The 25,337-nt window shown below is 39.5% G+C and carries 25 protein-coding genes and 3 pseudogenes; 14 read left to right on the top strand and 14 right to left on the bottom strand.

Going from position 1 to position 25,337, the window contains the following annotated elements:
* Positions 1–133 precede the first annotated feature (133 nt).
* The 3 genes from ACE1CA_RS25750 to ACE1CA_RS25740 all read right to left on the bottom strand — a co-directional run bounded on the left by ACE1CA_RS25750 (position 134) and on the right by ACE1CA_RS25740 (position 2,399).
* Positions 134–823, bottom strand: a complete 690-nt coding sequence (locus tag ACE1CA_RS25750) for a polysaccharide deacetylase family protein (protein WP_413276245.1) — start codon at positions 821–823, stop codon at positions 134–136.
* Between the two features lie 87 nt (positions 824–910).
* The gene (locus ACE1CA_RS25745; RefSeq protein ID WP_413276210.1) at positions 911–1,705 is read right to left on the bottom strand and encodes a hypothetical protein; all 795 of its coding nucleotides are present in this window, start codon (positions 1,703–1,705) and stop codon (positions 911–913) included.
* A 94-nt stretch (positions 1,706–1,799) separates the two neighbouring features.
* Positions 1,800–2,399, bottom strand: coding sequence for a hypothetical protein (locus tag ACE1CA_RS25740; protein WP_413276209.1), 600 nt, complete (start codon positions 2,397–2,399; stop codon positions 1,800–1,802).
* An 805-nt stretch (positions 2,400–3,204) separates the two neighbouring features.
* Between ACE1CA_RS25740 and ACE1CA_RS25735 the strand changes: the two genes are divergently transcribed.
* Positions 3,205–3,567, top strand: a complete 363-nt coding sequence (locus ACE1CA_RS25735; RefSeq protein ID WP_413276208.1) for a DUF4864 domain-containing protein — start codon at positions 3,205–3,207, stop codon at positions 3,565–3,567.
* Between the two features lie 4 nt (positions 3,568–3,571).
* Here ACE1CA_RS25735 and ACE1CA_RS25730 read toward each other — a convergent pair whose 3' ends face one another.
* The 4 genes from ACE1CA_RS25730 to rlmD all read right to left on the bottom strand — a co-directional run bounded on the left by ACE1CA_RS25730 (position 3,572) and on the right by rlmD (position 9,036).
* Entirely contained in the window at positions 3,572–4,258 is a 687-nt protein-coding gene (locus ACE1CA_RS25730; protein WP_413276207.1) for an SAM-dependent methyltransferase, read from the bottom strand.
* A gap of 128 nt (positions 4,259–4,386) precedes the next feature.
* Positions 4,387–6,060 (bottom strand): phosphoenolpyruvate carboxykinase (ATP), encoded by a 1,674-nt coding sequence (gene pckA, locus ACE1CA_RS25725; RefSeq protein ID WP_413276206.1) that lies wholly within the window; start codon positions 6,058–6,060, stop codon positions 4,387–4,389.
* Between the two features lie 438 nt (positions 6,061–6,498).
* Positions 6,499–7,344 carry an ATP-dependent sacrificial sulfur transferase LarE gene (gene larE / locus ACE1CA_RS25720; protein WP_413276205.1) on the bottom strand — a complete coding sequence of 282 codons (846 nt, stop codon included), beginning with the start codon at positions 7,342–7,344 and terminating at the stop codon, positions 6,499–6,501.
* A gap of 291 nt (positions 7,345–7,635) precedes the next feature.
* Entirely contained in the window at positions 7,636–9,036 is a 1,401-nt protein-coding gene (gene rlmD / locus ACE1CA_RS25715; RefSeq protein ID WP_413276244.1) for a 23S rRNA (uracil(1939)-C(5))-methyltransferase RlmD, read from the bottom strand.
* Positions 9,037–9,205: 169 nt separating this feature from the next.
* Between rlmD and ACE1CA_RS25710 the strand changes: the two genes are divergently transcribed.
* Together ACE1CA_RS25710 and ACE1CA_RS25705 are read left to right on the top strand one after the other, a co-directional pair.
* Positions 9,206–9,691 carry an allophycocyanin gene (locus ACE1CA_RS25710; RefSeq protein WP_413276204.1) on the top strand — a complete coding sequence of 162 codons (486 nt, stop codon included), beginning with the start codon at positions 9,206–9,208 and terminating at the stop codon, positions 9,689–9,691.
* Positions 9,692–10,110: 419 nt separating this feature from the next.
* Positions 10,111–11,001 carry an Rpn family recombination-promoting nuclease/putative transposase gene (locus ACE1CA_RS25705; protein ID WP_486517541.1) on the top strand — a complete coding sequence of 297 codons (891 nt, stop codon included), beginning with the start codon at positions 10,111–10,113 and terminating at the stop codon, positions 10,999–11,001.
* Between the two features lie 132 nt (positions 11,002–11,133).
* Here the strand turns inward: ACE1CA_RS25705 and ACE1CA_RS25700 are convergent, their stop codons facing one another.
* Positions 11,134–11,826: a hypothetical protein gene (locus ACE1CA_RS25700; protein ID WP_486517540.1), complete on the bottom strand. Its 693-nt coding sequence runs from the start codon at positions 11,824–11,826 to the stop codon at positions 11,134–11,136.
* 205 nt (positions 11,827–12,031) lie between these two features.
* Between ACE1CA_RS25700 and purL the strand changes: the two genes are divergently transcribed.
* The 6 genes from purL (at position 12,032) to ACE1CA_RS25670 (ending at position 18,891) form a co-directional block, all read left to right on the top strand.
* Entirely contained in the window at positions 12,032–14,389 is a 2,358-nt protein-coding gene (gene purL / locus ACE1CA_RS25695; RefSeq protein WP_413276243.1) for a phosphoribosylformylglycinamidine synthase subunit PurL, read from the top strand.
* Positions 14,390–14,742: 353 nt separating this feature from the next.
* A complete protein-coding gene (purF, locus tag ACE1CA_RS25690) occupies positions 14,743–16,224 on the top strand; it encodes an amidophosphoribosyltransferase (protein WP_413276201.1) in 1,482 nt (493 codons plus the stop codon).
* A 278-nt stretch (positions 16,225–16,502) separates the two neighbouring features.
* Complete coding sequence (locus ACE1CA_RS25685) at positions 16,503–16,736, top strand: hypothetical protein (protein WP_413276200.1); 234 nt, start codon at positions 16,503–16,505, stop codon at positions 16,734–16,736.
* The gene (locus ACE1CA_RS25680; protein ID WP_413276199.1) at positions 16,733–17,155 is read left to right on the top strand and encodes a PIN domain-containing protein; all 423 of its coding nucleotides are present in this window, start codon (positions 16,733–16,735) and stop codon (positions 17,153–17,155) included. The genes ACE1CA_RS25685 and ACE1CA_RS25680 overlap by 4 nt, the downstream gene beginning before the upstream one ends.
* Before the next feature lie 53 nt (positions 17,156–17,208).
* Entirely contained in the window at positions 17,209–17,847 is a 639-nt protein-coding gene (locus ACE1CA_RS25675) for a histidine phosphatase family protein (protein ID WP_413276198.1), read from the top strand.
* Between the two features lie 3 nt (positions 17,848–17,850).
* Positions 17,851–18,891, top strand: coding sequence for a glucokinase (locus ACE1CA_RS25670; RefSeq protein WP_413276197.1), 1,041 nt, complete (start codon positions 17,851–17,853; stop codon positions 18,889–18,891).
* A 25-nt stretch (positions 18,892–18,916) separates the two neighbouring features.
* On the opposite strand, the gene ACE1CA_RS25665 is transcribed toward ACE1CA_RS25670, so the two are convergent.
* The 3 genes and pseudogenes from ACE1CA_RS25665 to ACE1CA_RS25655 all read right to left on the bottom strand — a co-directional run bounded on the left by ACE1CA_RS25665 (position 18,917) and on the right by ACE1CA_RS25655 (position 20,463).
* On the bottom strand, positions 18,917–19,417 hold the full coding sequence (locus ACE1CA_RS25665) for a class I SAM-dependent methyltransferase (protein ID WP_413276196.1): 501 nt from the start codon (positions 19,415–19,417) through the stop codon (positions 18,917–18,919).
* Between the two features lie 275 nt (positions 19,418–19,692).
* Positions 19,693–20,214: pseudogene (gene infC / locus ACE1CA_RS25660) on the bottom strand (translation initiation factor IF-3); the annotation flags it as partial.
* Positions 20,215–20,316: 102 nt separating this feature from the next.
* Positions 20,317–20,463, bottom strand: a complete 147-nt coding sequence (locus ACE1CA_RS25655; protein ID WP_486517539.1) for a hypothetical protein — start codon at positions 20,461–20,463, stop codon at positions 20,317–20,319.
* A 349-nt stretch (positions 20,464–20,812) separates the two neighbouring features.
* On the opposite strand from ACE1CA_RS25655, the pseudogene ACE1CA_RS25650 reads away from it, so the two are divergent.
* The 3 genes and pseudogenes from ACE1CA_RS25650 to ACE1CA_RS25640 all read left to right on the top strand — a co-directional run.
* A pseudogene (locus ACE1CA_RS25650) lies at positions 20,813–21,148 on the top strand (carbohydrate ABC transporter permease); the annotation flags it as partial.
* 191 nt (positions 21,149–21,339) lie between these two features.
* Complete coding sequence (locus ACE1CA_RS25645) at positions 21,340–22,110, top strand: YebC/PmpR family DNA-binding transcriptional regulator (RefSeq protein ID WP_413276193.1); 771 nt, start codon at positions 21,340–21,342, stop codon at positions 22,108–22,110.
* A gap of 353 nt (positions 22,111–22,463) precedes the next feature.
* The gene (locus ACE1CA_RS25640; protein ID WP_413276192.1) at positions 22,464–23,198 is read left to right on the top strand and encodes a class I SAM-dependent methyltransferase; all 735 of its coding nucleotides are present in this window, start codon (positions 22,464–22,466) and stop codon (positions 23,196–23,198) included.
* A gap of 76 nt (positions 23,199–23,274) precedes the next feature.
* Here the strand turns inward: ACE1CA_RS25640 and ACE1CA_RS25635 are convergent, their stop codons facing one another.
* The gene (locus ACE1CA_RS25635; RefSeq protein ID WP_413276191.1) at positions 23,275–23,865 is read right to left on the bottom strand and encodes a TetR/AcrR family transcriptional regulator; all 591 of its coding nucleotides are present in this window, start codon (positions 23,863–23,865) and stop codon (positions 23,275–23,277) included.
* A 45-nt stretch (positions 23,866–23,910) separates the two neighbouring features.
* On the opposite strand from ACE1CA_RS25635, the gene ACE1CA_RS25630 reads away from it, so the two are divergent.
* The gene (locus ACE1CA_RS25630) at positions 23,911–24,405 is read left to right on the top strand and encodes a hypothetical protein (RefSeq protein WP_413276190.1); all 495 of its coding nucleotides are present in this window, start codon (positions 23,911–23,913) and stop codon (positions 24,403–24,405) included.
* Between the two features lie 23 nt (positions 24,406–24,428).
* Positions 24,429–24,569 (top strand): annotated as a pseudogene (locus ACE1CA_RS25625) (type II toxin-antitoxin system HicB family antitoxin); the annotation flags it as partial.
* A gap of 61 nt (positions 24,570–24,630) precedes the next feature.
* Here ACE1CA_RS25625 and ACE1CA_RS25620 read toward each other — a convergent pair.
* Together ACE1CA_RS25620 and ACE1CA_RS25615 are read right to left on the bottom strand one after the other, a co-directional pair.
* Positions 24,631–24,945 carry a helix-turn-helix domain-containing protein gene (locus ACE1CA_RS25620; protein ID WP_413276189.1) on the bottom strand — a complete coding sequence of 105 codons (315 nt, stop codon included), beginning with the start codon at positions 24,943–24,945 and terminating at the stop codon, positions 24,631–24,633.
* A 4-nt stretch (positions 24,946–24,949) separates the two neighbouring features.
* Entirely contained in the window at positions 24,950–25,291 is a 342-nt protein-coding gene (locus ACE1CA_RS25615; RefSeq protein ID WP_413276188.1) for a type II toxin-antitoxin system RelE/ParE family toxin, read from the bottom strand.
* Between the last annotated feature and the right edge of the window lie 46 nt (positions 25,292–25,337).

Raw genomic sequence — 25,337 nt, 5'->3', positions numbered from 1 at the left:
ACTGAACTACACTCTGTCATTCTAATGAACTCAGATGTGAAATGACAGGTGGGTGGGTAGATAAATTTACTAAAACTTTACAATTCTCCGATCGCCCGCAGAATTTGTATGAATATTCGTTAACTTGGATTAATTAAACTACTGAATTTAGTTGCCAAAGCTGCTCTACTGTAACAAACCTAAAGCCTCGTTGAAGCAAATTTTTTACAATTAGCGCTGTAGTTTCTGCAACTTCAGCCCCACCAAACATTCCATCATGTAATACAATTAACGCACCATTTTGCACTTGAGATAATACTCTTTGTACTACAATAGCTACTCCTGGGAGTACCCAATCTTCCGGGACTACGCTCCACATGACTGGGCGATAATTCCACTGTTGCAGAGAGTTTAAAATCTGCGGTGTAAACACACCATTGGGAGGGCGAACATCTCTAACGTGAGTTTGAACGTAATCAAAATCTAACTGACAAGCTTGAGCGATCGCTAACTGCGTCTTTTCCAAATTCTGCTTTAAATTTGGCGGAGTAAAACTGGTAAACATCTGGTGATTATAGCCATGTAAACCTACCCAGTGTCCTCGCTGATAAACTGCTTTCGCCACCTCTGGCGACCTTTCCACACAAACACCCAACCAGAAAAAACTGGCAGGAATTTTGTACTTATCTAAAACTTCCAATAACTCAGGTGTATATTGCGGATGAGGGCCATCATCAAAAGTTAAAGCGACGATCGGTTCTCGAACACTTCCCGACCACAGACACGAGGGAAAGGTAGGTTGCAAAATGCGATATAAAATCGGAAAAACTGGAGCCAGCTGCATTAAATCAAGATGAGACAACACCTAAGTTTAACTTAGCAATAAAAATCCTGGTTTTGGGAACCGAGGATTGGCAGAGAATGGGAAAATTTATTTTTCGTATGGTACTGTGCGCCTGTGCTTCTCTGCTTTCACTTCATGGCGTTTGACATTCACTGGCATTGAAAAAGAGGCTCTAGCTTCACCTAGTTTGGGATAATTTTCTAATATCCTTAAACCGTCAAGAATGGCATCACGAACTATTGCTTCTTGTTCCCGATTTAACATGAGGCGAAAGTAATCACTAATCCAGATTTTGTGGTTAAAATCAAATCGTTTGACGGAACTTGTTAAATAGCGAACGGCAATTAAACGTTTTAGGGGGTCTGCATGAGTTAAATCTGCTAGCATTTGGTCAAGCTTTGTGGTGTCTGGTTTTGTTTGCTGGGTGAGGATTTGCCAAACCAGTAATCCTAAAATTGGTAGGGTGCCTAGAGATTGGAGCAGTACAATTAGTGTAATCCAAGAGCTTTGAGTGTCTGCACCCGCGATCGCCACATAACCACACAATGTCGCCAATCCACCGCTAATCACCGCTACTACTAACTGACGATTCGCACCTGTTAGTAATCGACGCAAGTTCGACAAATAAGGCTGCCAATTGCCTGATTGTAGCCGATAAACTAACCATATCGTTACCACACCAATGCTGCTAGCCAAGAGCAACTTTCTATCGCTCAGTATAATTGTTATCGCCGCGATCGAGCCTAACAGCCAATATCTCGAACTCCTTGACTGTTTACCAGAGAAAATTTTAATAGTTCTGCTTTGGCTTTGGAACTCCACAAACAACGAGTTGGGGAGTTGATTAACCACATCTTGCCACCAAGAGGAAGCCTGTGCCACCTTGCTTACCTGCCAGATAATAAGTTTCTTGTGATGTGGATAATCAATCCACATCAACTTATAGAAACAATAGCATCTCTCAGGATAATTTTAGCTAAAGTTGAAACTTAAAGTCATCTAAAATAAATTGACCATCAAAAGCACAGTAGGTAACTCGATAGATATTTGCTCCGGTAATTGTAATTAATGCGTTTGGTGGAATTGATGAGTGATAACCCGCCAAATTTGGCTCAGAAATCTCTACTTCTTTGAGCAGTTGATTATCTTGGTTATAAGCCGCTAATACTAATTTCTGAGAGGTAGTAACCAAAGCACTTACAGATTTAACAGGTCGATCGAACATCGCTTCTAACCATCCACTCTTCGGTGCTCCCATTAGCACTGTAGTACCAGAGTAAGGTGGAAACGCTGGATTAGAGGGACGAATCGCTATGCAGTTGTTAAATGTAACACCCCATTTTTGAAATTGGCGATCGACCACTTCAAAACACATTAGGTCTTCAAATTTCAGGTAAACTTGGGCGGGAGTTGTCACAATACAATCAGGGGTAAATATTTCTTGATGCCGTTCCGCAGTAGCTAAATGAATTGCTGCATCAGTATTTTCATTTACAGGCAGTTCTACTTCTGCCGATATGTCTAACTCACCCTGTTTAATATCGACTTCTTTAACCATGACGCTGTTTAATGCCATTTTGTTCTACCTAAGCGAGTAATTAATCAATAAGTTGGTGCTGCTAACTCAGATGCGAGGTTATGGGGAAATTTATAAAAAATTCAATTAGCAGTAATTACTAACAATAAGTTTTTTTTATTAACTGCTAATTTTAGGTAGATGCTAATTTACTTACACATTCGTACATAATTTTGAGAAAAATCCTAACAAACCTACACATAAATTATTTGTTTGTTTTTCCTTCATGTTTCTGAGATGAGACAGATTATAGTTTTTCTTCATTATTGCTCAGGTTATCATGAAAAAAAATTTGGCATTTTTCCACTCAATGTGAGGAGTAAGAGGTAAATCTCTTTTGCTGTAAGCATTTAGCATCTCTAATTTCCCCTTATTTGGGAAAAGATTTTACGAAAAATTTACAGAAAATCTAGTTACAGGGTAATTTCCTTTAAAGTTTTCCTGAAATAATTAGGTAACTGCGGTGGTTGATGGCACGATCGCTCATTTCGCTGAGTGATAGGAATCAGTATAGTTATCTGCTCTAACTATGTTGCCAGCAATTAGTTGGAGTATTTACTATATTGCAGCCTGTTTTTTTTGCACCGCAAAGAACCCAAAGAAAGAAATGGAATAGTTCGCGTTATCATCTCTAAAAAATCTATTCAATTTAGTATTCCCACAGAGCGAAAAAGTTTAACTAATGAGGAGAAAATTAAATTATTAACCTTTCTTAAGTTTTCTACCTAGTCACTAGCGGCTAACCTTTCTATAATTTAAGTAAACTGCTCTATTAGTAGTGTTTATAGAAACAAAGGCAAAACTGATGCAAATTACAGATAGCGATCGCGCCGCCATCCGATTTGTTATCGAACGCCAACTTGAAGCATTTCAGCAAGAGGATGCCGTTACTGCATTCTCACTTGCTACCCCAGGCATTCAAATCACCTTCCAAACCCCGGAAAACTTTATGGAGATGGTCCGATCTTCCTACGAAGCTGTCTATCGTCCTCGTTCCGTGTTATTTGAAAACTTGGCAATTGTTAACGGTGCTTTGGCGCAACCAGTGTTAGTGCTCGATCCCGAAGGAAACCCCAGAAGGGCGCTTTACCAAATGGAAAAACAACTTGATGGGAGTTGGCGAATCAATGGTTGTTTCCTGGTTCCGATCGAGGAACCATCGATGTAAAATTTCACTTTGGCGGACAAACCTTTAGTATTTGGTTTCCGCCTTTTTGAAATTCATATAACACCTGTTTAATTTCCACATTATAACCTTGCATTTCCAATTTGTTGAGTACGGGTTCTAAAATTGGTGATACTTCTCCCGATATATCCAAAAGTGGAAAAATTCTCACTTCTTTGGCAACCCTACACATTTCCCGAATTGCAGCTAAATGGAATTCTTCTAAAAGTTGCTCAGAATAAGTAAATAGAAAATGCGAGCATAAAGCTAAATCAAACTGATAATTATTAAAAGGTAAAACTGGCAAACCATGAGGCAAATAACGCCCTTCTTTTACTCCCAAGTCAAAATCCGCTAAAAACTTTTCCATTGCTGCCATGCGTACCTGTCCTAAGTGTTCGGGAGAGGTGATTTCCTGCCACACATAACAATCTAAATTTGCTTTTACACCATTAACAACTGCGGAATAAGTATCTTGAATTCGTTGCTTAATTTCATCAACAGTAAAACAGTAAACAGGATCGCAAGATATAACATTATATCCTTGCTCAGTCATTTCCGCATTAAAACTAGCGGGGCCACCAGCACAATCTAAAATATTTAACTTGAACTCATCTGTTGTGAGATTAAACATTCTGACGTATTCAGCAAAATTGCGTCCCCAAGGAATGACTTTTTCCAGTTTTAAACCCACTAATCTTTTCTCCTAAACTAGTACCAGAAAGCATTCCATATTGCAAAAAAATAAGGGGAAGAATTACCTACCCCATACAAGAGATTATCAAAAACTGATGATTAATTCAACGATCGCGTTCGATCGACTTAACCTAAACTAGGCGCAGCTTCCAAAATTTCTCTAGGTACTCGCTGGTACTGCTTAAAGTTTTCCACAAACTTTTGCGCTAAAGCTTTTGCTTTTTGTTGATACGCTTCCGGGTCACTCCAAGTTTTAATCGGATCTAAAATATTGCTATCTACACCCGGAACAGACTCAGGAACTAAAATGTGAAAAATCGGATGGTGATGGAATTTTACATGATTTAAGTCGCCATTCAAAGCAGCTGAAACCATAGCACGAGTATCTGCGATCGCAATCCGTTTACCTACACCGTAAGGGCCACCAGTCCAACCAGTATTTACTAGATAAACATCAGCATTATACTCAATAATTCTGTCGTACAACATCTCAGCGTAAATAATTGGCGACAGCGGCAAAAATGGTTTACCAAAACAAGAAGAAAAAGTCGCTTGCGGTTCAGTAATTCCTCTTTCTGTACCAGCTAAATTACTGGTATAACCAGAAATGAAATGATACATTGCCTGTCTATTTGTGAGTTTGGCAATGGGTGGCAAAACCCCAAAAGCATCTGCGGTTAAAAAGATTACAGTTTTTGGATGACCGCCAAAACCAGGAATTACACAATTAGGAATAAATTCTACTGGATAAGCAGCCCTCGTGTTTTCAGTAACGCTACTATCGTCATAATCAGGAACTCGTTTTTCTGGATCAATGGTCACATTTTCAATCAACGCACCAAAACGTAACGCTTCCCAAATTTGCGGTTCATTTTTCTGAGAAAGGCGAATAGTTTTAGCATAACATCCACCTTCAAAATTGAAGATTCCTCTGGTTGACCATCCATGTTCATCATCACCGATTAAACGGCGTTCGGGGTCAGCAGATAAAGTAGTTTTTCCTGTACCCGAAAGACCAAAAAATAAAGCTGTATTGCCATTTTTGTCCATATTGGCAGCACAGTGCATTGGCAAAACATTCCGTTTCGTCATCAAATAATTCATGAATGAGAACACGGATTTTTTCATTTCTCCAGCATAGTGAGTTCCGCCTATTAAAACAATTCCTTTCAGGAAATTGACTATAATAAATGCTTCGCTATTAATCCCGTCTGTTTCTGGATCGCCTTGTAAACCGGGAACTGAAATTACTGTTACATCTGCATAATGATGTTTGAGTTCTTCTGTTGTTGGTCTAATAAACAATTGATGCACGAATAAATTGTGCCAAGCAAATTCATTTATTACTCTTACGCCTAACCGATATTCAGGATCGGCCCCAACATAACCGTCAAAAATGTACAAGTCTTTGCCTTGCATATAAGCAAGAACTTTTTTGTAAATTTGAGCGAATTTTTCTACAGAAATCGGCACGTTTACGCCGTTCCAATCAATTTCATCATGAATGCCTGGTTCGTCAACTATAAACTTATCTTTAGGCGATCGACCCGTATACTTACCCGTCTTCACAAACACCGCACCATTCTCGCCTAAAATCCCTTCTTGGCGCGATAAAGTATGTTCTACTAACTGCGATACTGATAAATTACGATATAGGCGACCGCAATTTTTTATTCCTAAAGATTCTAAGTTAGAGCTTTTTCCATTCTTTGTCTCGCCTACATGGAAAAAGCTTTCTTCCAAACGGCTAATAGTGGTCATATTCAGGGAATTTAGGGGGTAAGTTGTTGAGTTCACCATAATCAGGCACCCGCCTTTTTAAATCATGTTTAAACCTAGTACAAAAAGGCAGAAGGCAGAGGGCAGAAGGCAGAAGGAAAGAAGGTTTATCCAAAGCTTTTTCACTTGTTTGGTGTAGTTATTCCTGTCACACTGCACTAGTTTTTTTACCATGTATTTAGGCTTTCCTATTAACTTTTACCAGAAACTTCCTTGATAAAGTTGCTTATTAATAAAATTTTGTATATTTTAATACTGTTTTGAACTTTGTAAATAAAATACAACTTAATAAGAGGCGTACTTTTATACTATTCAATTTTTTTACTTTAGTCAACCAACGAATAATTAATAAAATAACAATCAATGAAGTAATTCAGCTTGTTGGTTGTAAGAACTAAAGTCCTTGCTGGAGTAGCTAATAGGACTAAAGTCCTTACAATGAACTTAATCAACAGATTATTAAATAGACAACATCCTGTCCATGTTGCTCATCATTAAATCCTGATTAAGTACTTGGTTTAATTTGCCACTACGATAACCTTCTAAATCCAGAGTCACATAAATAAAGCCGAATTTTTGAAAAGCTGATACTAGCTGGGGTAAATCTGTAGTTAAAACAAACTCTTTGATTTGCTCTGGTAGTAATTCAATTTTAGCGGTATCTCCAGTCGATCGCACGCGCAAATTTTGCCATCCCAACTTCCGCAAATAAAGTTCTGCTCTACCAACTCTTTGTAATTTAGCGATCGTAATTTCTTCCCCATAAGGAAAGCGAGAACTTAAACAAGGTTGAGCAGGTTTATCCCACCAAGGAAGTCCTAAAAATTTAGAAATTTCTCTAACTTCCATTTTGGTAATTCCTACTTCTGCTAAAGGCGATCGCGCACCTCTTTCCTTTGCAGCTTGAATTCCCGGACGATAATCTTTTAAATCATCTGCATTTACCCCATCAACTACATAAGGATAACCCAAACTCAAAGCCAAAGGTTTTAGGGTATCATGCAATTCACTTTTGCAAAAATAACAGCGATTTATTGGGTTAGAAGTGTAATTAGGATTCTCCATTTCATGAGTTTGAATTACTTGATGCGGAATCCCAATCTGTAGTGCTTGAATTTTGGCATCTTCCAAATCTTCTGGTAATAAAGAAGGCGATTCTGCTGTTATAGCTAAAGCTCGATCGCTCAAAACATCATAAGCAACTTTTGCTACCAAAGTACTATCAATTCCTCCAGAATAAGCGATAATCGCCCGATCCATTTGGGCAAAAATGCCTTTTAGTGCTTCTAATTTCTGCTCAAACATAGTTCCCTGTCTCTCAAGCCATTATTCAATCATAACAATTTGTAATCAAATTAGTAACTTATTTTTAAACTATTCATCTTACAATTAACATACTTAATACACTTGTCAATCAATAGAGCGAAGAAAGATAATTGTAGAGAAAGTACCCTTAAGATTATCAAAAAGATTTAAAAGGGAAATTTCATGTAATAACCCGCTTTGAACCGAACCAATAATTAATAAACTTAGACGATCGCACTTGGAAGATAACTCTCTACGAGGCGATCGTCTTTTACTATTTATTTCTTTACCTCAACGTACCAGAAAAGCCGCACATTCCACATGAGCAGTTTGGGGGAAGAAATCAGCAGGTTGCACTCTCACTAATTGATAACCACCAGCCAACAAAATTTTTAAATCGCGTGCCAAAGTTGCAGGTTTACAACTAACATAAACAATTCGACTTGGTTGGATTTCCAATAAAGAATCTAACACAGCGCGATCGCAACCTTTACGAGGCGGATCTAACAACACAATATCTGGCGTTATTGGCAACTGTGGCAACAAATTCTCCACCTCTCCCATTTGAAAACTAGCATTAGTAATCTGGTTCAAAATCCCATTAGATTCAGCTTGTTCTACCGCCTCCCGTTGCACCTCCAAACCAATTACTTGGCGCACCAATTTTGCCAGAGGCAAACTCATCGTACCAATCCCACAATAAGCATCAACTAAAACCTCATTTCCTTGTAAATTAAGTTGCCCAATAATTTCCTTTAACAGCAACTCTGCCACTTCTGTATTTACTTGGAAAAAAGTATCTGGGCGAATTTGAAACTCTAAATCGGCAAACTTTTCCCGTAAGAAAGATTTTCCCGCAATACAGCAAGTTTCTTCACCGAAATTAGCGTTAGTGCGATCGGGATTCCGATTCAGCGACACCCCCACCAACAGAGGATAACGCTTCAACCACTCTTCTGCCTGAGCCTCAATTCCCGGCAAATCCCAATCCTTCACCACCAAAGTTAACAGCATTTCCCCCGTGCGCCGCCCAATCCGCAGCGATAGATAACGTATTTGTCCGCGATGGTGTTTTTCGTTATAAATTCGCCAACCCCGCCCTTGAATGTCCTCCTTTACCTCACTCAGCAAAAGATTTAACCTCGCATCCTGTACCGGGCATTGATTCAAATTCACAATCTGATGAGAACCCTTTTGGAAATAGCCCGCCTGTACCTTCAGCGTAGAAGACAAACCCACAGGATAAGTAGATTTATTGCGATATCCTAAAGCCGAATCTCCCGCCAAAACAGCATCCACAGGTGGTTCAAAAATTCCGCCAATCCGTTCCAAAGCTTGAATTACCAAATTCCGCTTTGCTTCCAATTGATACTCATAGTTAATATGCTGCCATTGGCAACCCCCGCATTTATCCGCCACCATGCAGCCAGGGCGGGTGCGATGGGCAGAAGGTGTAATAATCTCGTGTAGCTTGCCAAAGGCGTATTGTGGCTTAACGCGGAGTAAGCGAACGGAAATGCGATCGCCCACCACCGTATCCGGTACAAACACCACCCTTTCCCCAAAACGCCCTACCCCATCCCCCGTATCCGAGAGATCGGTAATCTCAATCTCAACTAACCGCCCCTGTTTCCAAAGGTCATCCGAATTTTCACTTGCAGTTTGTAACAAATTGTTTCCAGTTTTAATCATCTTTTCGATCTTAGATTTTAGATTTTCGATTTCAGAAATTCGATTACATCTCTCTCCATCTCCCCATCCCCCCATCTCCCCACCTCCCCACCTCCTCACCTCCCCATTCCCTTGCGTCCCTTCGACTCGGTAAACTACGAAATGGTATCCTCAGACCTTCTAATAAATCATGAGTGTAGTAAGCCAACTTATTCTCAAAGCCGACGACGAACTCCGTTATCCCAGCACCGGGGAACTGACTGCTATCAAAAACTTTTTTCAAACAGGCTTAGTGCGGACAAACATAGCCGCTACCCTAGCCGAAAATGAAAAAAAGATCGTCCAAGAAGCCAGCAAACAGCTATGGCAGAAACGTCCTGACTTCATTGCTCCCGGTGGCAATGCCTATGGACAACGCGAACGCGCCCTCTGTCTGCGAGACTATGGCTGGTACTTACGTCTAGTTACTTATGGAATTCTCGCAGGTGACAAAGAACCAATTGAAAAAATCGGTTTAATTGGAGCTCGCGAAATGTACAACTCTCTAGGTGTACCCGTTCCCGGCATGGCAGAAGCTATTCGTTGCTTGAAAAAAGCTTCCTTAGCACTTTTAAGCCAAGAAGAAGCTGCCGAAGCCGCACCTTACTTTGACTACATCATTCAGGGTATGTCTTAACCTTCAGCCTAAGCGTTTGAAGCAAGGCTACCTTGTTAATTTTAATCTGTTTCCCCACCCTTGTTGGTGTTTTTTAGCTCAAAAAGGTTAGAACACTGACAAAAGGTGGGGAAATTTTATTATTAAAAACTTAGTGAATTTACGGAAAATTTTCACAATAAAAAACCGACAGTTTACTTGTTTTCACTGTCGGCTGATTGTGTGTTCCCTGTCGATGACTCGGCTAGAGTTCAGTTGTTTGTAGTATGGCTGTTTAAGAAAAGTTTGATAGCGATCCTAATCATCTTTAACTTGTGATATAGATCACCCGATAAAAACGTTAAATACGTAAGCAAAGGTTTCATAATTTGAGAAATAGCTAAAAATCTACTGATGCTGATTAATATTAAACTTAAATTAAATCATTGCTCAAACTTATTGTGAAAACAGACAACATCTTTTATCAGCTATTTCAAACCTTCCCCACGCTCCTATTTGAACTAATTAATCAACCGCTTTCCCTAGCTAACAACTATCAATTCACTTCCCAAGAAATCAAAGAATTGGCTCGGACTTTTGATGGGTTATTTTTACCGCCTGAAAATACCATTAACCAACCAATCTACTTTGTAGAAGTACAATTTCAACCCAAATCTAACTTTTACAGCCGCTTGTTTGCAGAAATTTTTGTCTACTTGGCTCAATATCAACCGAGTCATGATTGGTGCGCTGTAGCTATTTTTGCCCATCGGAATTTAGATCCAGGAGTACCAAGACAATATCGCAGTTTGTTGATGAGTCAGCAAGTGATTTGTGTCTATCTCAATGAGTTAGCAGAAATTACCCATCCTTCCCTACCTATTGGGATGGTACAACTGGTAGTTGGTACAGAAGAAACCGCAGTTTCGCTGACTAATCAGCTTCTACAACAAGCCAGGACACAATTAGCAGATGAAGCAATCAAACAGAAAGTTTTAGAATTAATGGAGAGCATATTGATTTACAAGTTTACCAGCAAAAGTCGCCAGGAGATTGAGGCTATGTTTGGATTAAGTGATTTGAAGCAAACCAGATTTTATCAGGAAGCTAAGGAAGAGGGTAAGCGGGAAGGCAAGTTGGAAGGCAAACTCGAAGGCAAGTTGGAAGGCAAACTCGAAGGCAAGTTGGAAGGCAAACTCGAAGGTAAGCTCGAAGGTAAGCTGGAATCTGTACCTGGATTATTAGCAATTGGATTAACTGTAGAACAAATTGCTGTAGCTTTAAACTTGGATGTTGAACTGATAAGACAGGCGGCGCAAACTTCTGCTAGCGATACATCAAAGGATAATTAATTAGGTTTTCAACTGATGGCGATCGCCTTTTCATTGCTTAATTAACAACTCTAGCGATCGCACTTTCATTGAGTAATAAATTGAATTTTTGCCGATCGCCAACGAGTAACAAAACATCGCCTAACCTATTATTTATTCTGGCTCATCCACAGATTCTTTAATCGCATTTCCAATTCCGTATCTGCGTTTAATTTCTGCTCTCCATAACTCACTAGAAAATCTGCTTCCTGTTGCACTAAATCGATCGGTAACTGGAGTAGGATAACTCCTTATCCCATAAGTTCTTTTAATTGCACCACTCCAACGTTCGCTGGCAAATTTGCGTCCGGTACGGCTAAATTTATTAAATCTATCAGTAACAGGAGTTGGATTATTGATTCCATATCTTCTTTTAATTTCTGCTAACCACAATGCAGAAGATGGTCGATTACCTGTAGCACCAAATCGATTAGTTACTGGAGTTGAATTATTGCCGATCTCAGGTCTTCTGTTATTATCTATTTGTGCTACTGAATTTACAGATTGATTAACTTTATTCTTTACAGGATTTTTTAACAGCGATCGCTTATTCAAAAAGACATATCTTCTATTCGATTGCACTCTCTTGACTACTAAATTAGTCCTTTTTGTAGAAAGAGTACGATAATTACTGCGATGTTTCTGCTTCGTAGGCAATTTTTGACCTATTCCTTCAGTCTTATAAACTCTAGAACGTGCCTCTGTTGGCAAATTAGACCTGACAATCAATGCTAAAGATACAGTTAACACTGATACCACGATCCCAGCAACAACTCTACGATTAAACAGATTGCGAAGAAGAAACATTACAGTTAGGGTATAAAAACCTAAACTATTCTACAGAATAAACTTACAATTAACAAAATTTTTTACCAAAGTTTTCAGAATGTTGCAGAAAGACAGCAGGATTCTCTCTATATAAATTGAAAATTGCTAAAAATTTTCTTGTATAAATGACTAATGAGTGCAATCAATCGATAGAATTAAGCCTGTGCCTACTGTGCAAGGTTCCATGTTTACTAACACTCCCTTTTCTGGCGAAGAAATCGCTGCCGAAGGTCTAAAACCTGAAGAATACCAAGAAATTGTTAACCGTCTTGGTCGCCATCCTAACAAAGCAGAGTTAGGAATGTTCGGTGTCATGTGGTCAGAACACTGTTGTTACAAGAACTCTCGACCCTTACTAAAACAGTTTCCCACAACAGGCGATCGCATCCTCGTTGGCCCCGGAGAAAATGCCGGAGTAGTAGACTTAGGCGACGGACAAAAACTAGCCTTTAAAATCGAATCCCACAACCACCCCTCCGCTGTCGAACCATTTCAAGGTGCAGCCACAGGCGTTGGCGGCATCCTCCGCGATATCTTTACAATGGGTGCGCGTCCCATAGCAATATTAAATTCCCTTCGTTTCGGTTCCTTGGAAGATGCCAGGACTCGAAGAATCTTTAGCGGCGTAGTCGCAGGTATTGCGAACTACGGTAACTGCGTCGGGGTACCCACCATTGGCGGCGAAGTTTATTTTGACCCTGCTTATTCGGGAAATCCTTTAGTCAATGCAATGGCAATGGGATTAATGGAAACTCCCGAAATTGTTAAATCTGGTGCAAAAGGCATTGGCAATCCCGTGTTATATGTTGGTTCTACCACCGGACGGGATGGCATGGGAGGCGCAAGTTTTGCCAGTGCGGAACTGAGTGATGCTTCAATGGACGATCGTCCTGCGGTACAAGTAGGCGACCCATTTATGGAAAAATCATTGATAGAAGCTTGTTTAGAAGCATTCAAAACAGGCGCAGTAGTCGCCGCACAAGATATGGGTGCAGCTGGAATTACCTGCTCAACTTCCGAAATGGCAGCTAAAGGCGGAGTAGGAATTGAATTAGATTTAGATAAAATTCCGGTACGGGAAACTGGCATGGTTCCCTACGAATATCTATTATCAGAATCCCAAGAAAGAATGTTATTTATTGCTCACAAAGGCAGGGAACAAGAATTAATAGATATCTTCCATCGTTGGGGTTTACACGCAGTTGTTGCGGGAACAGTAATCGAAGAACCTATTGTAAGAATTCTATTTCAAGGAAAAATTGCTGCCGAAATTCCCGCAACAGCTTTGGCAGATAATACGCCAATTTACCACCGAGAATTGTTACCTGAACCGCCAGAATATGTGCGGAAAGCTTGGGAATGGCATCCAGAATCTCTCCCAGCTTGTACAGTTGCAGGAATGGAAATTTCTGGGAAGTTTCAAACTTGGAATGATATCCTTTTAACTTTATTAGATACTCCTTCCATTGCTTCAAAACGTTGGGTTTATCGGCAATATGACCATCAAGTACAAAACAATACAGTATTATTTCCTGGTGGCGCAGATGCCGCAGTTGTGAGGGTTCGTCCTTTGGAAGGTGAGGTGAAATCAGCGTTTTTAAACAAAGGAGTGGCGGCAACAGTTGACTGCAATTCCCGTTATGTTTACCTTAATCCTTACGAAGGAGCAAAAGCAGTTGTTGCTGAAGCTGCGAGAAATTTGAGTTGTGTTGGTGCCGAACCTGTTGCTGTTACTGATAATCTGAATTTTGGTAGTCCTGAAAAACCTGTTGGTTATTGGCAATTAGCAGAATCTTGTCGAGGGATTGCCGAAGCTTGTAAAGAGTTTAATACACCTGTAACTGGGGGAAATGTTTCTCTTTATAATGAAACTCTAGATAGTGAAGGAAATCCGCAATCTATTTATCCAACTCCCGTAATTGGAATGGTGGGAATAATTTCCGATCTTACTAAAATTTGCGGTCAAGGTTGGCAAAGTGAAGGCGATGTTATTTATTTGTTAGGCATTCTCCCAGAATCGAAAATCGAAAATCAAAAATCAAAAATCGTTTTGGGTGCTTCGGAATATTTAGCGGCAATTCATGGCATTGTTGCTGGAAAACCGCCAGAAGTCGATTATGATTTGGAACGTTTGGTACAAGCTGCTTGTCGAGAAGGTATTGGTCAAGGATGGGTACGTTCGGCTCATGATTGTGCGGAGGGAGGTTTGGCTGTTGCTTTGGCGGAAGCTTGTATCGCTGGTAAACTGAGTGCGGAGATTAACTTGGGAGTTTCTGTGCCACAAATTCAGCGTTGGGATAATGTTCTGTTTGGTGAAGGTGGCGCGAGAATTTTAGTCTCGGTAATGCAAGATTGTACTGAACTCTGGGAATCATACTTACAGAAGCAACTAAGCTCAAATTGGCAAAAAATTGGCAGGGTGGGAAAAGCGAATCACAATTTACGGATTCTCACATCTGACAATGAGATATTAATTGACGTTAGCATAGTGGTGGCTGGCGATCGCTATAATCATGCAATTGAACGTCGATTAGTAGTTTAGTTAACAAGTTCTACTTCACTAGCAAAAACCTTATCTTGTCAGATTCCTATTGAGTGTGAAACTACAAAAAACCATGTTCAACAATATTAGTGATGATTAAAGTGTAGTTCGCGCTTGGCATCAGGCAAAAATCATCAATCAGAGGAAACCGAAACCAGCTAACCACCAACTTAATTTTACCTGCTGTTGAGTTTTCTACTTTCTGCCTTCTACCTTCTTATCAGTGGAGCGATCGTCTTTTAAGAATGCTATTGTTAAGAAGTTATTAAGTTAGTTTAACTCTAGTTAAATTTTTTGCTTCCATTGCCCCTGAACCGATTCTCTATCTCAAATCTTAGGAGCCAAACCATAGCATGATTCCCAACCATTCTCTAGACTCTGAAGAGTATTCTGCTAACATCAATCAAAATCGCCCCGATAAACCAGAAGAAGCTTGTGGCGTTTTTGGCGTTTATGCGCCAGAAGAAGATGTCGCAAAACTCGCCTACTTTGGGCTGTATGCTTTACAACACCGAGGTCAAGAGTCAGCAGGAATTGCCACTTTTGCAGGCAAACAAGTGCATCTACACAAAGAGATGGGTTTGGTTTCCCAAGTCTTTAGTGAATCAATTTTACAAGAACTGACTGGTAATTTAGCCGTCGGTCACACTCGCTACTCTACTACAGGTTCTAGTCGGGTTGTCAATGCCCAGCCAGCAGTTGTCGATACCCGTTTAGGAAAGCTGGCTTTAGCACATAATGGCAATCTTGTCAATACTGCAATTTTAAGGGAAGAATTACTAAAACTGGACTGTAATTTAATTACCACAACAGATTCGGAAATGATCGCTCATGCGATCGCAGAAGAAATCAACCAAGGATACGACTGGTTAGAAGGCGCAATCCGAGCTTTTCACAACTGCCAAGGAGCCTTTAGCCTAGTAATTGGTACACCCCAAGGAATCATGGGAGTCCGCGACCCTAACGGCATTCGTCCCCTAGTGATTGGCACCTTACCAACAAACCCGATTCGCTACGTTCTCGCCTCAGAAACCTGCGGATTAGACATTATTGGTGCAGAGTACCTGAGAGATGTAGAACCAGGAGAATTAGTTTGGATTACCGAAGCAGGTTTAGCATCCTTCCACTGGACAAAACGACCCCAGCCAAAACTTTGTATCTTTGAAATGATTTACTTTGCTCGACCAGATAGTATTATGTCCGGGCAAACATTGTACAGCTATCGAATGCAGATTGGCAGAATATTAGCAGAAGAATCAACAGTAGACGCAGATATTGTGATTGGCGTACCAGACTCTGGCATTCCCGCTGCTATTGGTTTTTCTCAAGCTTCAGGAATTCCCTACGTTGAAGGTTTGATAAAAAACCGCTACGTTGGTCGCACTTTCATTCAACCCACCCAAAAAATGCGAGAAACTGGAATTCGGATGAAACTTAATCCCCTCAAAGATGTTTTGTGTGGTAGACGAGTGGTGATAGTTGATGATTCCATTGTTAGGGGAACCACTAGTCGCAAAATAATCAAAGCTTTAAGAGATGCTGGCGCAACTGAGGTTCACATGAGAATTTCTTCACCTCCAGTAACTCACCCTTGCTTTTATGGCATTGATACAGATAGTCAAGACCAATTGATTGCGGCGACAAAATCAGTGTCAGAAATCGCTAAACAAATTGACGTTGATTCTTTAGCTTATCTCAGTTGGGAAGGAATGCTCAAAGCTACCGGAGAAGACCCGAAAAATTTCTGTTCTGCTTGTTTTACGGGTAATTATCCAGTGACGGTTCCTGAACAAGTGAAACGTTCTAAACTAATGTTGGAAAAAGCTTTTAATTAAGTTGTTGGTTGTGAAGAATTTAGTCTTTTTTCTTTTTCCATCCTTTATTTAAAAGCGGCTCTCTCGTACTTCGTGGTGGAAAACCCTGGTTTTAGGGACTGGGGACTGGGGACTAGGGACTGGGAAACTTTGTGGAGTAAGCACTTTGCTAATTAATTAGGTTTACTTATCACCATGAGTACGGGAGAGCCTTAAAAGCTTGTAGAGATGTTATCTATAACGTCTCTACAAGCTTTTACTTAATGTTAATATTAAGTTGAAAAGAGGCAAGAAAAATAATGAATTGGCAAGAATTAAAGCGGGAAGCTGATAAATTGTCAGTGAGCGATCGCCTAAAATTAGTTGAGTCAATTGTGCGATCGATCGCTCACGATGTCAATCCCCGTCCACCAATACCAGATGACATAGTAAAAAGAATGACTGGTTTAGCTAAAACAAATGATTTACCACCAACAGATGCTGAAGTGGAAACTATTTTGGCAGAAAGATTGGTGGAGAAAAATTTACAATGAGAGTATTGATAGACACGAATATTATACTGGATGTTTTACTAGAGCGAGAACCATTCTTACAAGATGCCAAAACTCTCTTAGAAAATGTCCGTATTGGTAGAGTTGTTGGCTACGTTACAGCAACAACTATAACCAATATTTTCTACATTGTTAGAAGGCAAACAAAAAGTATAGAAAAAGCTAAAGAAACAGTTTATTTGACACTGACGTTAATGCAAATCTGTAGAGTCGATCGCAATATTTTAGAGCAAGCATTTGCGCTACATATCAATGATTTTGAAGATGCGGTACAATTAGCTTGTGCAATTGCAGAAAATCTTGAGGGAATTGTTACCCGGAATACAGAGGATTTTGTTGCTGCTAACTTGCCAATATTAACCGCAGGTGAAGTTGTAGAAGTTTTAGCGCAAAATCCCTAAAGTTCGAGATAATGATTCTGTTACTGACGATCGTAAATCTAATTATCATAATTATGTCACAAACAGTTTGGATTGCCCGTCACGGAAACCGCTTAGATTTTGTCAACCCGGATTGGTTTTTGACAGCTGAACGCCGTTATGACCCACCACTTTCTGATGATGGAGTTATTCAAGCAAGACAATTAGGAGAACGCTTACAAGGAGAAAACATCACTCATATTTTTGCTTCACCGTTCTTAAGAACTGTACAAACTGCTAATCAAGTTGCAGAAATTTTAGATTTACCGATCAAAATAGAATCTGGGTTAAGTGAATGGTTAAATCCTGAATGGATGACAGAAACGCCAGAAAAGCTTTCTTTTACCGAATTACAAGAAAAATTTCCGAAAGTTGACCCAAGTTATACCTCTAGAGTGGTTGCTGAATACCCGGAAACAGTTGATAAAATGATGGCGAGAGCAGCACAAACAGCAAAAATCCTAGTATCTGAGTTTACTGAGGATATCCTATTAGTAGGACATGGCGCATCTGTTGTCGGCACGAGTCAAGGATTAGTTGGCGGAACACCAGAAATCAATGCTTCGTTGTGTTGTTTGGTAAAAATTGTCCGTTACGATCGACAATGGATTATGGAACTCAATGGCGATACTTCCCATTTGAGTCAAACTGAAAAAGTAATCCGCTTTCACTAGTTTATGACTTTACTTCTAGCAGGCGATATCGGTGGAACTAAGACAATTCTGCGTTTGGTAGAACAGCCAGCAGAAGGTTCAATGTACAATCTGGATGAAGCAACTTATCCTAGTAAAGATTTCCCCGATTTAGTACCCATAGTCCAGAAATTTCTGACAGCAGCATCGGAACATTTGGGTTATTTACCGCAACCAAAAAAAGCTTGTTTTGCGATCGCAGGCCCTATAGTTAACAATAGCGTGAAACTGACTAATTTAGTTTGGTTTCTCGATGCAGAACGCTTGCAAGAAGAATTAGGCATTGCCAAAATCAGTTTAATTAATGATTTTGTAGCAGTAGGTTATGGCATTTTGGGTTTAACAGAATCCGATTTACATACCTTACAGGTTGGCAAATTTCAAGCTGATTCACCCATTGCTGTAATTGGCGCAGGAACAGGTTTAGGACAGGCATTTTTAGCGCCTTCAGGTGACAGTTATCAAGTGTTTCCTACAGAAGGCGGACACACTGATTTTGCACCACGCACAGAACTAGAATTTCAAATGATGAAGTATTTGCTGGAAAAACACCAAGTTGATAGAATTTCTGTAGAACGGGTAGTTTCTGGCATGGGAATTGTCTCAATTTATCAGTTCTTGCGCGACAAAAAAGTTGCTTGTGAATCACCAGAAATTGGGGAGATTATTAGAATTTGGGAACAAGAAGCTGGAAACAGTGAAAAAACAGTCGATCCTGGTGCAGTTATTGGCAAAGCTGCTTCAGATAAAACCGACCCGTTAAGTGAAGAAACTCTGCGAATTTTTGTGGGACTTTATGGTGCAGAAGCAGGTAATTTGGCTCTCAAAGTGTTACCTTATGGCGGTCTTTATGTAGCGGGTGGTATTGCGGCTAAAATTCTACCTTTGATTAAAGAGGGTGGTTTTATGGAATGTTTTATTAACAAAGGTCGCATGAGAAATATACTGGAAAAAATCCCCGTTCATGTGGTGTTAAATCCCCAAGTCGGGTTAATTGGTGCGGCAATTTGTGCTAATAGATTATAGGTGAAAGTTTGGAGAAGGCGATCGCTTATTTTCCCTTTTGATTTGGCTGAGGTGGAGTGGCGATCGCACTAATCAAAACTAATACATAAACTATTGTTGCTGGTGTTTCCACTTGCAAAACATTATCTAGAAAAACGACTTTGCCACCGGGTTTCAATAATTTTGTGATTTTTTGTAAAGTAGCAGGTAATTTTTGGATATGATGAAAGGTATTTGCAGAAGTAATTAAATCAAATTTTTCATCTAATGTCAAATTTTCTGCATCCATGAGTAGATACTGAATATTAGCAGCAGATCTTTTAACTTTTGCAATATCTAACATTTCTTGGCAAATATCTATAGCAACTACCTTTTGGTAATGTTTAGCTAATTCAAAAGCTAAAATACCTGAGCCACAACCAATATCTAAAACTGCACTTCTATTTCTAGATAAATTGTTGAAAAAGAAGTCATTTTTAGGCTGTAAACTTGCCATAAAATCATATTCAGCAGCAAAGGAATCAAAACGTTGGTAAACTAGCTTCATATCTCAATCCTCAACAAAAATTTAGTAGGATGGTTGTCCATCCTACTTTATACATTTAGAGATATCTTACTTAGCGAAAGAAAGTCAAACAAAAATTCGTCTGACTAATGAAAAGTTTAATCAAAGAAATCTCACAAAAATATAAGCTCCTTAGCTAATTTGTTTTAGACTTTTGCTTCCGAAGACTCTGTTTCAACTAATTTTGGTTTACTAGTAGGAGTAGGAGTAGGAGTAGGAGAGGGAGTATTATTAGCAGGAGTTTTAACAAGAGCACTCTTAGGCGAAAGCAGCATAATCATATTACTACCTTCTTTTTTCGGCGCTTGTTGAAGTTCTGCATATTCCTGTAAGTCTTTTGCCATGTCATTGAGCAGATTTTCTGCTAAATGGCTATGTTGGCTTTCTCTACCACGAAACTTGATAGTTACTTTTACTTTATCTCCAGACTTCAAGAATTTTTCAGCTTGATTGACGCGCACTTGGTAATCATGATCTTCAATCGTGTAGCGCATCTTCAATTCTTTCACAGAAGTCTTATCTTGATTTTTCTTATTTTTCCGTTCTTGCTTTTCTAAGTCATATTTGAATTTGCCGTAGTCAATAATTCGGCAAACGGGGGGTTCAGATTTATCATTAATCATTACTAAGTCTAGATCTTTTTCTTGAGCTAAACTCAAAGCCGATCTAGTATCCATAATTCCTAAGTGTCCGCCATCATTATCAATCACGCGAATCTGGGGTACACGAATCGAATGATTAATGATATGACCACGATTTTTTTTCTGATCCATAGGCATGAATTAAATTCCTCAAAGTTACAACACCATTATGACTTAGACTTGAATTTTCACCATGTTTCTCAGGTTGCATTTTGGGAAAAGTTTAAGTCTTGAGCTAAATTACACCGAAATTAAAGCAGTGAGATTTGCCTCTTGCCACAATGTTAAACGAATTATGTCTATCTGATGGCGATCGCTCAACAAAGGTTGACATCCTACCAAAGTTTTGTACCATAAACTTAACATTACACTGCGAAAAATCGCCAAGTTTACTCCTCTAGGCTTCATATTTTGCAGGTCTGCTGGTTATGCTGAATAGCGGTAAAATGTTTACTATAAACAAAATTTTCATACCTCATCAATTTCCTTGTAATTCTTGGAATTTGTAAAGTTATTTTGCAATTCTCAAGTTGGCTTTATGGTGATTGTGCATCAAATTTTACTTGGTTGCAGAAGCATTCGACTTAACAGGTTACTCGTAAGGGGGAAAATAATGATTTGCACAAGAGTAAAATGGTTAATTTTCCTGTTGGTAATTATAACCTTAACTAGCTGTACTTTTGCAAGGGGTAACAACTCGGAAATTACACTAACACTGAGCGGCTGGCAAAGCAACCCCAATGAATTAGAAGAAGCCGCCGCAATGGATGGTTTAAATCGTTGGGAAACCTTTCTGCAAATTGTCCTTCCCTTAGCAAAACCTGCATTAGCTGCACAAGCAATCTTTATCTTTATGGGTGCTTGGAATAACTTTCTCACACCTTTACTGATTTTGTCAGAAAAAGAAATGTTTACCCTACCTTTGGGATTGAACACTTTTAAAGGCGAATATATCAGTTATTGGAATTATATTATGGCAGCTTCAATGGTCTTAACTCTACCCGCACTAGCCATTTATGCCTTTTTCAATCGCTACTTTATCCAAAGTGTCACTTTCACAGGCGGGAAATAAACCAAAGTAACAATTCCGATATAATTCATTAGGTGAAAAAGAAAGGGCGGGTTTTGTTGTCAAATTTTCAGTTATGATAACAAAATTTTCTGCTAAACCTGCCCCTACAGAGCTTTCTTTGCTTCCTGCCTTCTCAATTTGCTAGGATTTGTGTTTATCCTAATGTAAGGTTAGTTGAGTTAGAAGAGACTATGGCAGGACATAGTAAGTGGGCAAATATTAAACGTCAGAAAGAGAGAGTTGATGCGAAAAAGGGTAAAACCTTCACTCAACTATCTCGTGCTATTATTGTTGCGGCTCGTAGCGGTATCCCAGATCCGGCAGGGAATTTTCAACTTCGTACTGCGATCGACAAAGCAAAAGCAGCAGGAATTCCTAATGATAATATTGAACGCGCGATCGCCAAAGGTGCTGGTACACTAGACTCAGGTGACAGCCTCGAAACTATCCGTTACGAAGGTTATGGCGCAGGTGGAGTAGCCGTACTCGTGGAAGCCCTTACCGATAATCGTAACCGCACCGCAGCTGACTTGCGCCTCGCTTTCAGCAAATATGGCGGAAACTTGGGGGAAACAGGCTGTGTTTCTTGGATGTTTGAACAAAAAGGCGTTTGCATCATTAGCGGCGCAGTGGATGAAGACGAACTTTTAGAAGCTTCCTTAGAAGGTGGCGCAGAATCTTACGAGTTAACACAAGATGAAGAAGCAGAAGAAGCAGGTGCAGAAGTCTTTACCGAAGTGACAAATTTAGAAAATCTCAGCCAATTCTTGAAAGAAAAAGGTTTCAATGTCACCGAAGCAGAATGGCGTTGGATACCTAATAATAACGTAGAAGTGGTCGATCGCGATCAAGCGCGATCGCTCCTAAAAATGATGGACTTTTTAGAAGGATTAGACGATGTACAAAACGTCACCACCAACTTTGAAATGTCAGATGATTTAGTCGCTCTAAGTATCGCTTAAACTCGTAGGGTGCGTTAAGGCACCCTACAAATGTGCGAATAATGGTGCTGTCACAAAAACTTCATAACTTTGACAAGGCTATGTCATTTCAATGTTAGATAGTAATAACATCAAAAGCGCCATCAAAGTAAGACATCCCACAAGTTTAATGATAGCGCTGCGATTTCAGCAATTCCCTTCATTGGTGAACTTGCTAAAAAACTCCTAAGAAAAGTTCTGTCTCCGAAAATTTATACTTCACCCCGCTGTCTCCCAGCGGCTTTTTTTATTTGGGATTATAGAGAATTTTCCCTAAAAGAGATATCATAACTGAAAATTAAACCAGAATTCTCCCTTTCTAGCACAAAAAAATCATGAATATTTTCTTGGAACTACATAGCAATATGCCACGAGAAGCACCCGGAGATATGGCATCAACCGCAAAAGCCTTATCTCTAATTCCAAACTTGCCTAAAAATCCCCAAATTTTAGACATTGGTTGTGGCCCAGGAATGCAAACATTAGCACTCGCCAAAATTACCAAAGGACAGATTACTGCCATAGATAATCATCAACCATTTCTTGATGAATTGCAACAGCGAGCAGCACAGGAAAACTTATCCAGCCATATCATTACCCAAAATTGTTCGATGTTTTCTCTAGACTTTGAACCAGAAAGTTTCGATCTAATTTGGTCGGAAGGAGCTATTTATATTATGGGCTTTCAGGAAGGCTTACAATCTTGGCATCGCTTCTTAAAAACTGGCGGTTCTATTGCTGTTTCAGAACTTTCATGGTTAGTTACCAATCCCCCAGAAGAACCTTTAAATTTCTGGAAAAATACCTATCCTACAATGAAAAATATCACCGAAAATATCACCATTATTCAGAATTTAGGATACAATTATATCAACAGTTTTACACTTCCTGAATCTTCATGGTGGGATAATTACTACACTCCTTTAGAAGGTAGAATAAATAATCTCCGCCAGAAATATCAAGGCAATGAAGAAGCTAATGCTGTCTTAGATGAAGAACAAAGAGAAATACAACTTTATAGAAAGTATTCTGATTCTTATGGCTATGTTTTTTATCTAATGCAAAAATGAATTTAAGACAATATCTATGCCCAGAAAAATGCTTAATTTAAAAGCTCAAATTGCCCGTAAAGTGTTGATTTATGCACTAGATTGAAACTCCTTTCAAAAGTAGATTGAGGGCGCGACGAATGTACATTTTCCAAGTTTCAGATGTTGGTGGAAATATTAAGGCGTAAAGCATGATGCCACTCATCGCATCGAATACTAAACCTGGATCTAAATCTTCCTGAATTTCTTTTCTGGTTTTCGCTCGTTCAATGACGATCGCAAAAGCTTCTCTTCGAGGTTGTAAATATTTTGTCCAATAAATCTCAGCAAATTTAGCATTACTTGAAGCGCTGCTAATAATCATAGCAACGGTTTGTCTTCCCAGCGGATTTAGTGTAATTTGTGCAGCGTTTTCAATGATAGCATCTATGTCACTCCAAAGGTTTCCCGTATCAGGAATTAACACCTCTTCCCGCATACTTTCAATTGCATCAGCAACCAATTCCTCTTTACTGCTGTAGCGTCGATAAATAGTTGTTTTTCCTATTCCTGCACGAGTTGCGATCGCTTCAATACTCATCGCCTCAAAGCCAACTTCTGCTAGCAATTCTAAAGTAGCACGCAGCATAGCTTGATGCGATCGGGCGCTTCGAGGTCTTCCAGGTGACTTTTTACTAACATCATTCATACGTGCTATTATAATTTACGATACCACACCGTATCGAAATATAATATGAATCAATTAACTCGTTACGCAAACAAAGACAGCACTCAAACCCTTCGACAAGGTTTAGCGGAATACTACGCGCTTAATCCTCACATCACTCCCCCCGATACTCAGCCGCCCGAATTTGCCAAAATCTTGCTTGCACATGATGTTGGTCATGTTATATATGGCTGTGATACAGGTATGTATGATGAGCTAAAAATTTTGCCCCTATTCTGGTGGACAAGTGAATGTACTTTTGAGCGCTTTCGGGAGATGAGAAAAAGGAATAAGCAAGTGATTGATATTATGTACGATGACATGATTAAAGAAAAAGGTGTACTTTGGCTTTATGGAGCAATTTTTAAGGTTCTTCCTCCACTAATTCCAGAACTAATCTCTATCTGGTTTAAGACTCGCAACCGCGAAAAACGAGTACCTTTTTTGGAATTTGAACCTTTGCTCGATCGCTCTCTTTTAGACATTCGTCAAGAGTTTGATCTATTGGCATTTATCAAATAAGTTATGGTTGTGGCAAATACATCTTAGTTGTGATGCCTTGTACTCATGGCAAAACTCGTGAGGAAGCAATTCATAACGGCGAAGAAGTTATTGAAATGTACTTAGAAACTTGGCAAGCAGAAGGTGAATCTATACCTGAACCGAGAACGTTTCAAATTGCCTAATTCTTGTTAATTTCGATCTGGTTCAAGACTTTATTTACCCATGCCTGTTATTAGTATTCCGTTAACCAACTTGTGCAATGATTTGTCCAATTTCTTGAGGGGTGGCACCTGTTGCCAATATTGCCCGAATCAGCAATTCCATAGAAACAGAAGCATCACCATTTTCTGCTTTAGCTATTCGCGGTTGACTTGAGTGCAATTTCTCTGCCAATTCTGTTTGCGTCATTAATTTTTGTCTCCGTTCTTTTAAATGACGACTCAGAGCCAACTTAATTTCAATGAGTGCAGTTTCTTCAGGAGTAAGACTTAAAAAATCGGAAACAGTGCCAACTTTCCAGCCTTTTTCTTCTAAACGTTTTCTTTTAGCTTCTTCCATAATCTTAATCCTGTGTATCTTTATTGTATTGGTTGATTCGTTTTTTGCAGGTATCAATTACACTGGTTGGTGTTGCTCTAGTTGTTTTGTTAAAGACTTCTAAGATCAGAATTGCATCTTCATCAATGCGATAAATAATTCGCCAATTTTTGTCTGTGTCTCGAATCCGTAGTTCATGGCAATGTGTCCCTATACTGGGCATCGGTCTTGAGTGAGGTAGTCCTAAGTTTTCGCCCTGCTGCAATCGTCTGAGCAATACACCTGCCTCTATTCGTGCTTCCTGACTGAAAGGAGGTGTTTTGACCTCCCCGTGTAACCAAACTAAAGGCTTATCAGTTTCGTCCATGTGGATATTTATATCATATCTGATATATTCGTAGTAGTTACAACAA

Origin of the sequence: Floridaenema evergladense BLCC-F167, from assembly GCF_041929205.2 — a bacterium.
GTDB classification, from domain to species: domain Bacteria; phylum Cyanobacteriota; class Cyanobacteriia; order Cyanobacteriales; family Aerosakkonemataceae; genus Floridanema; species Floridanema evergladense.
This window is presented reverse-complemented; position numbering and strand designations above follow the sequence as displayed.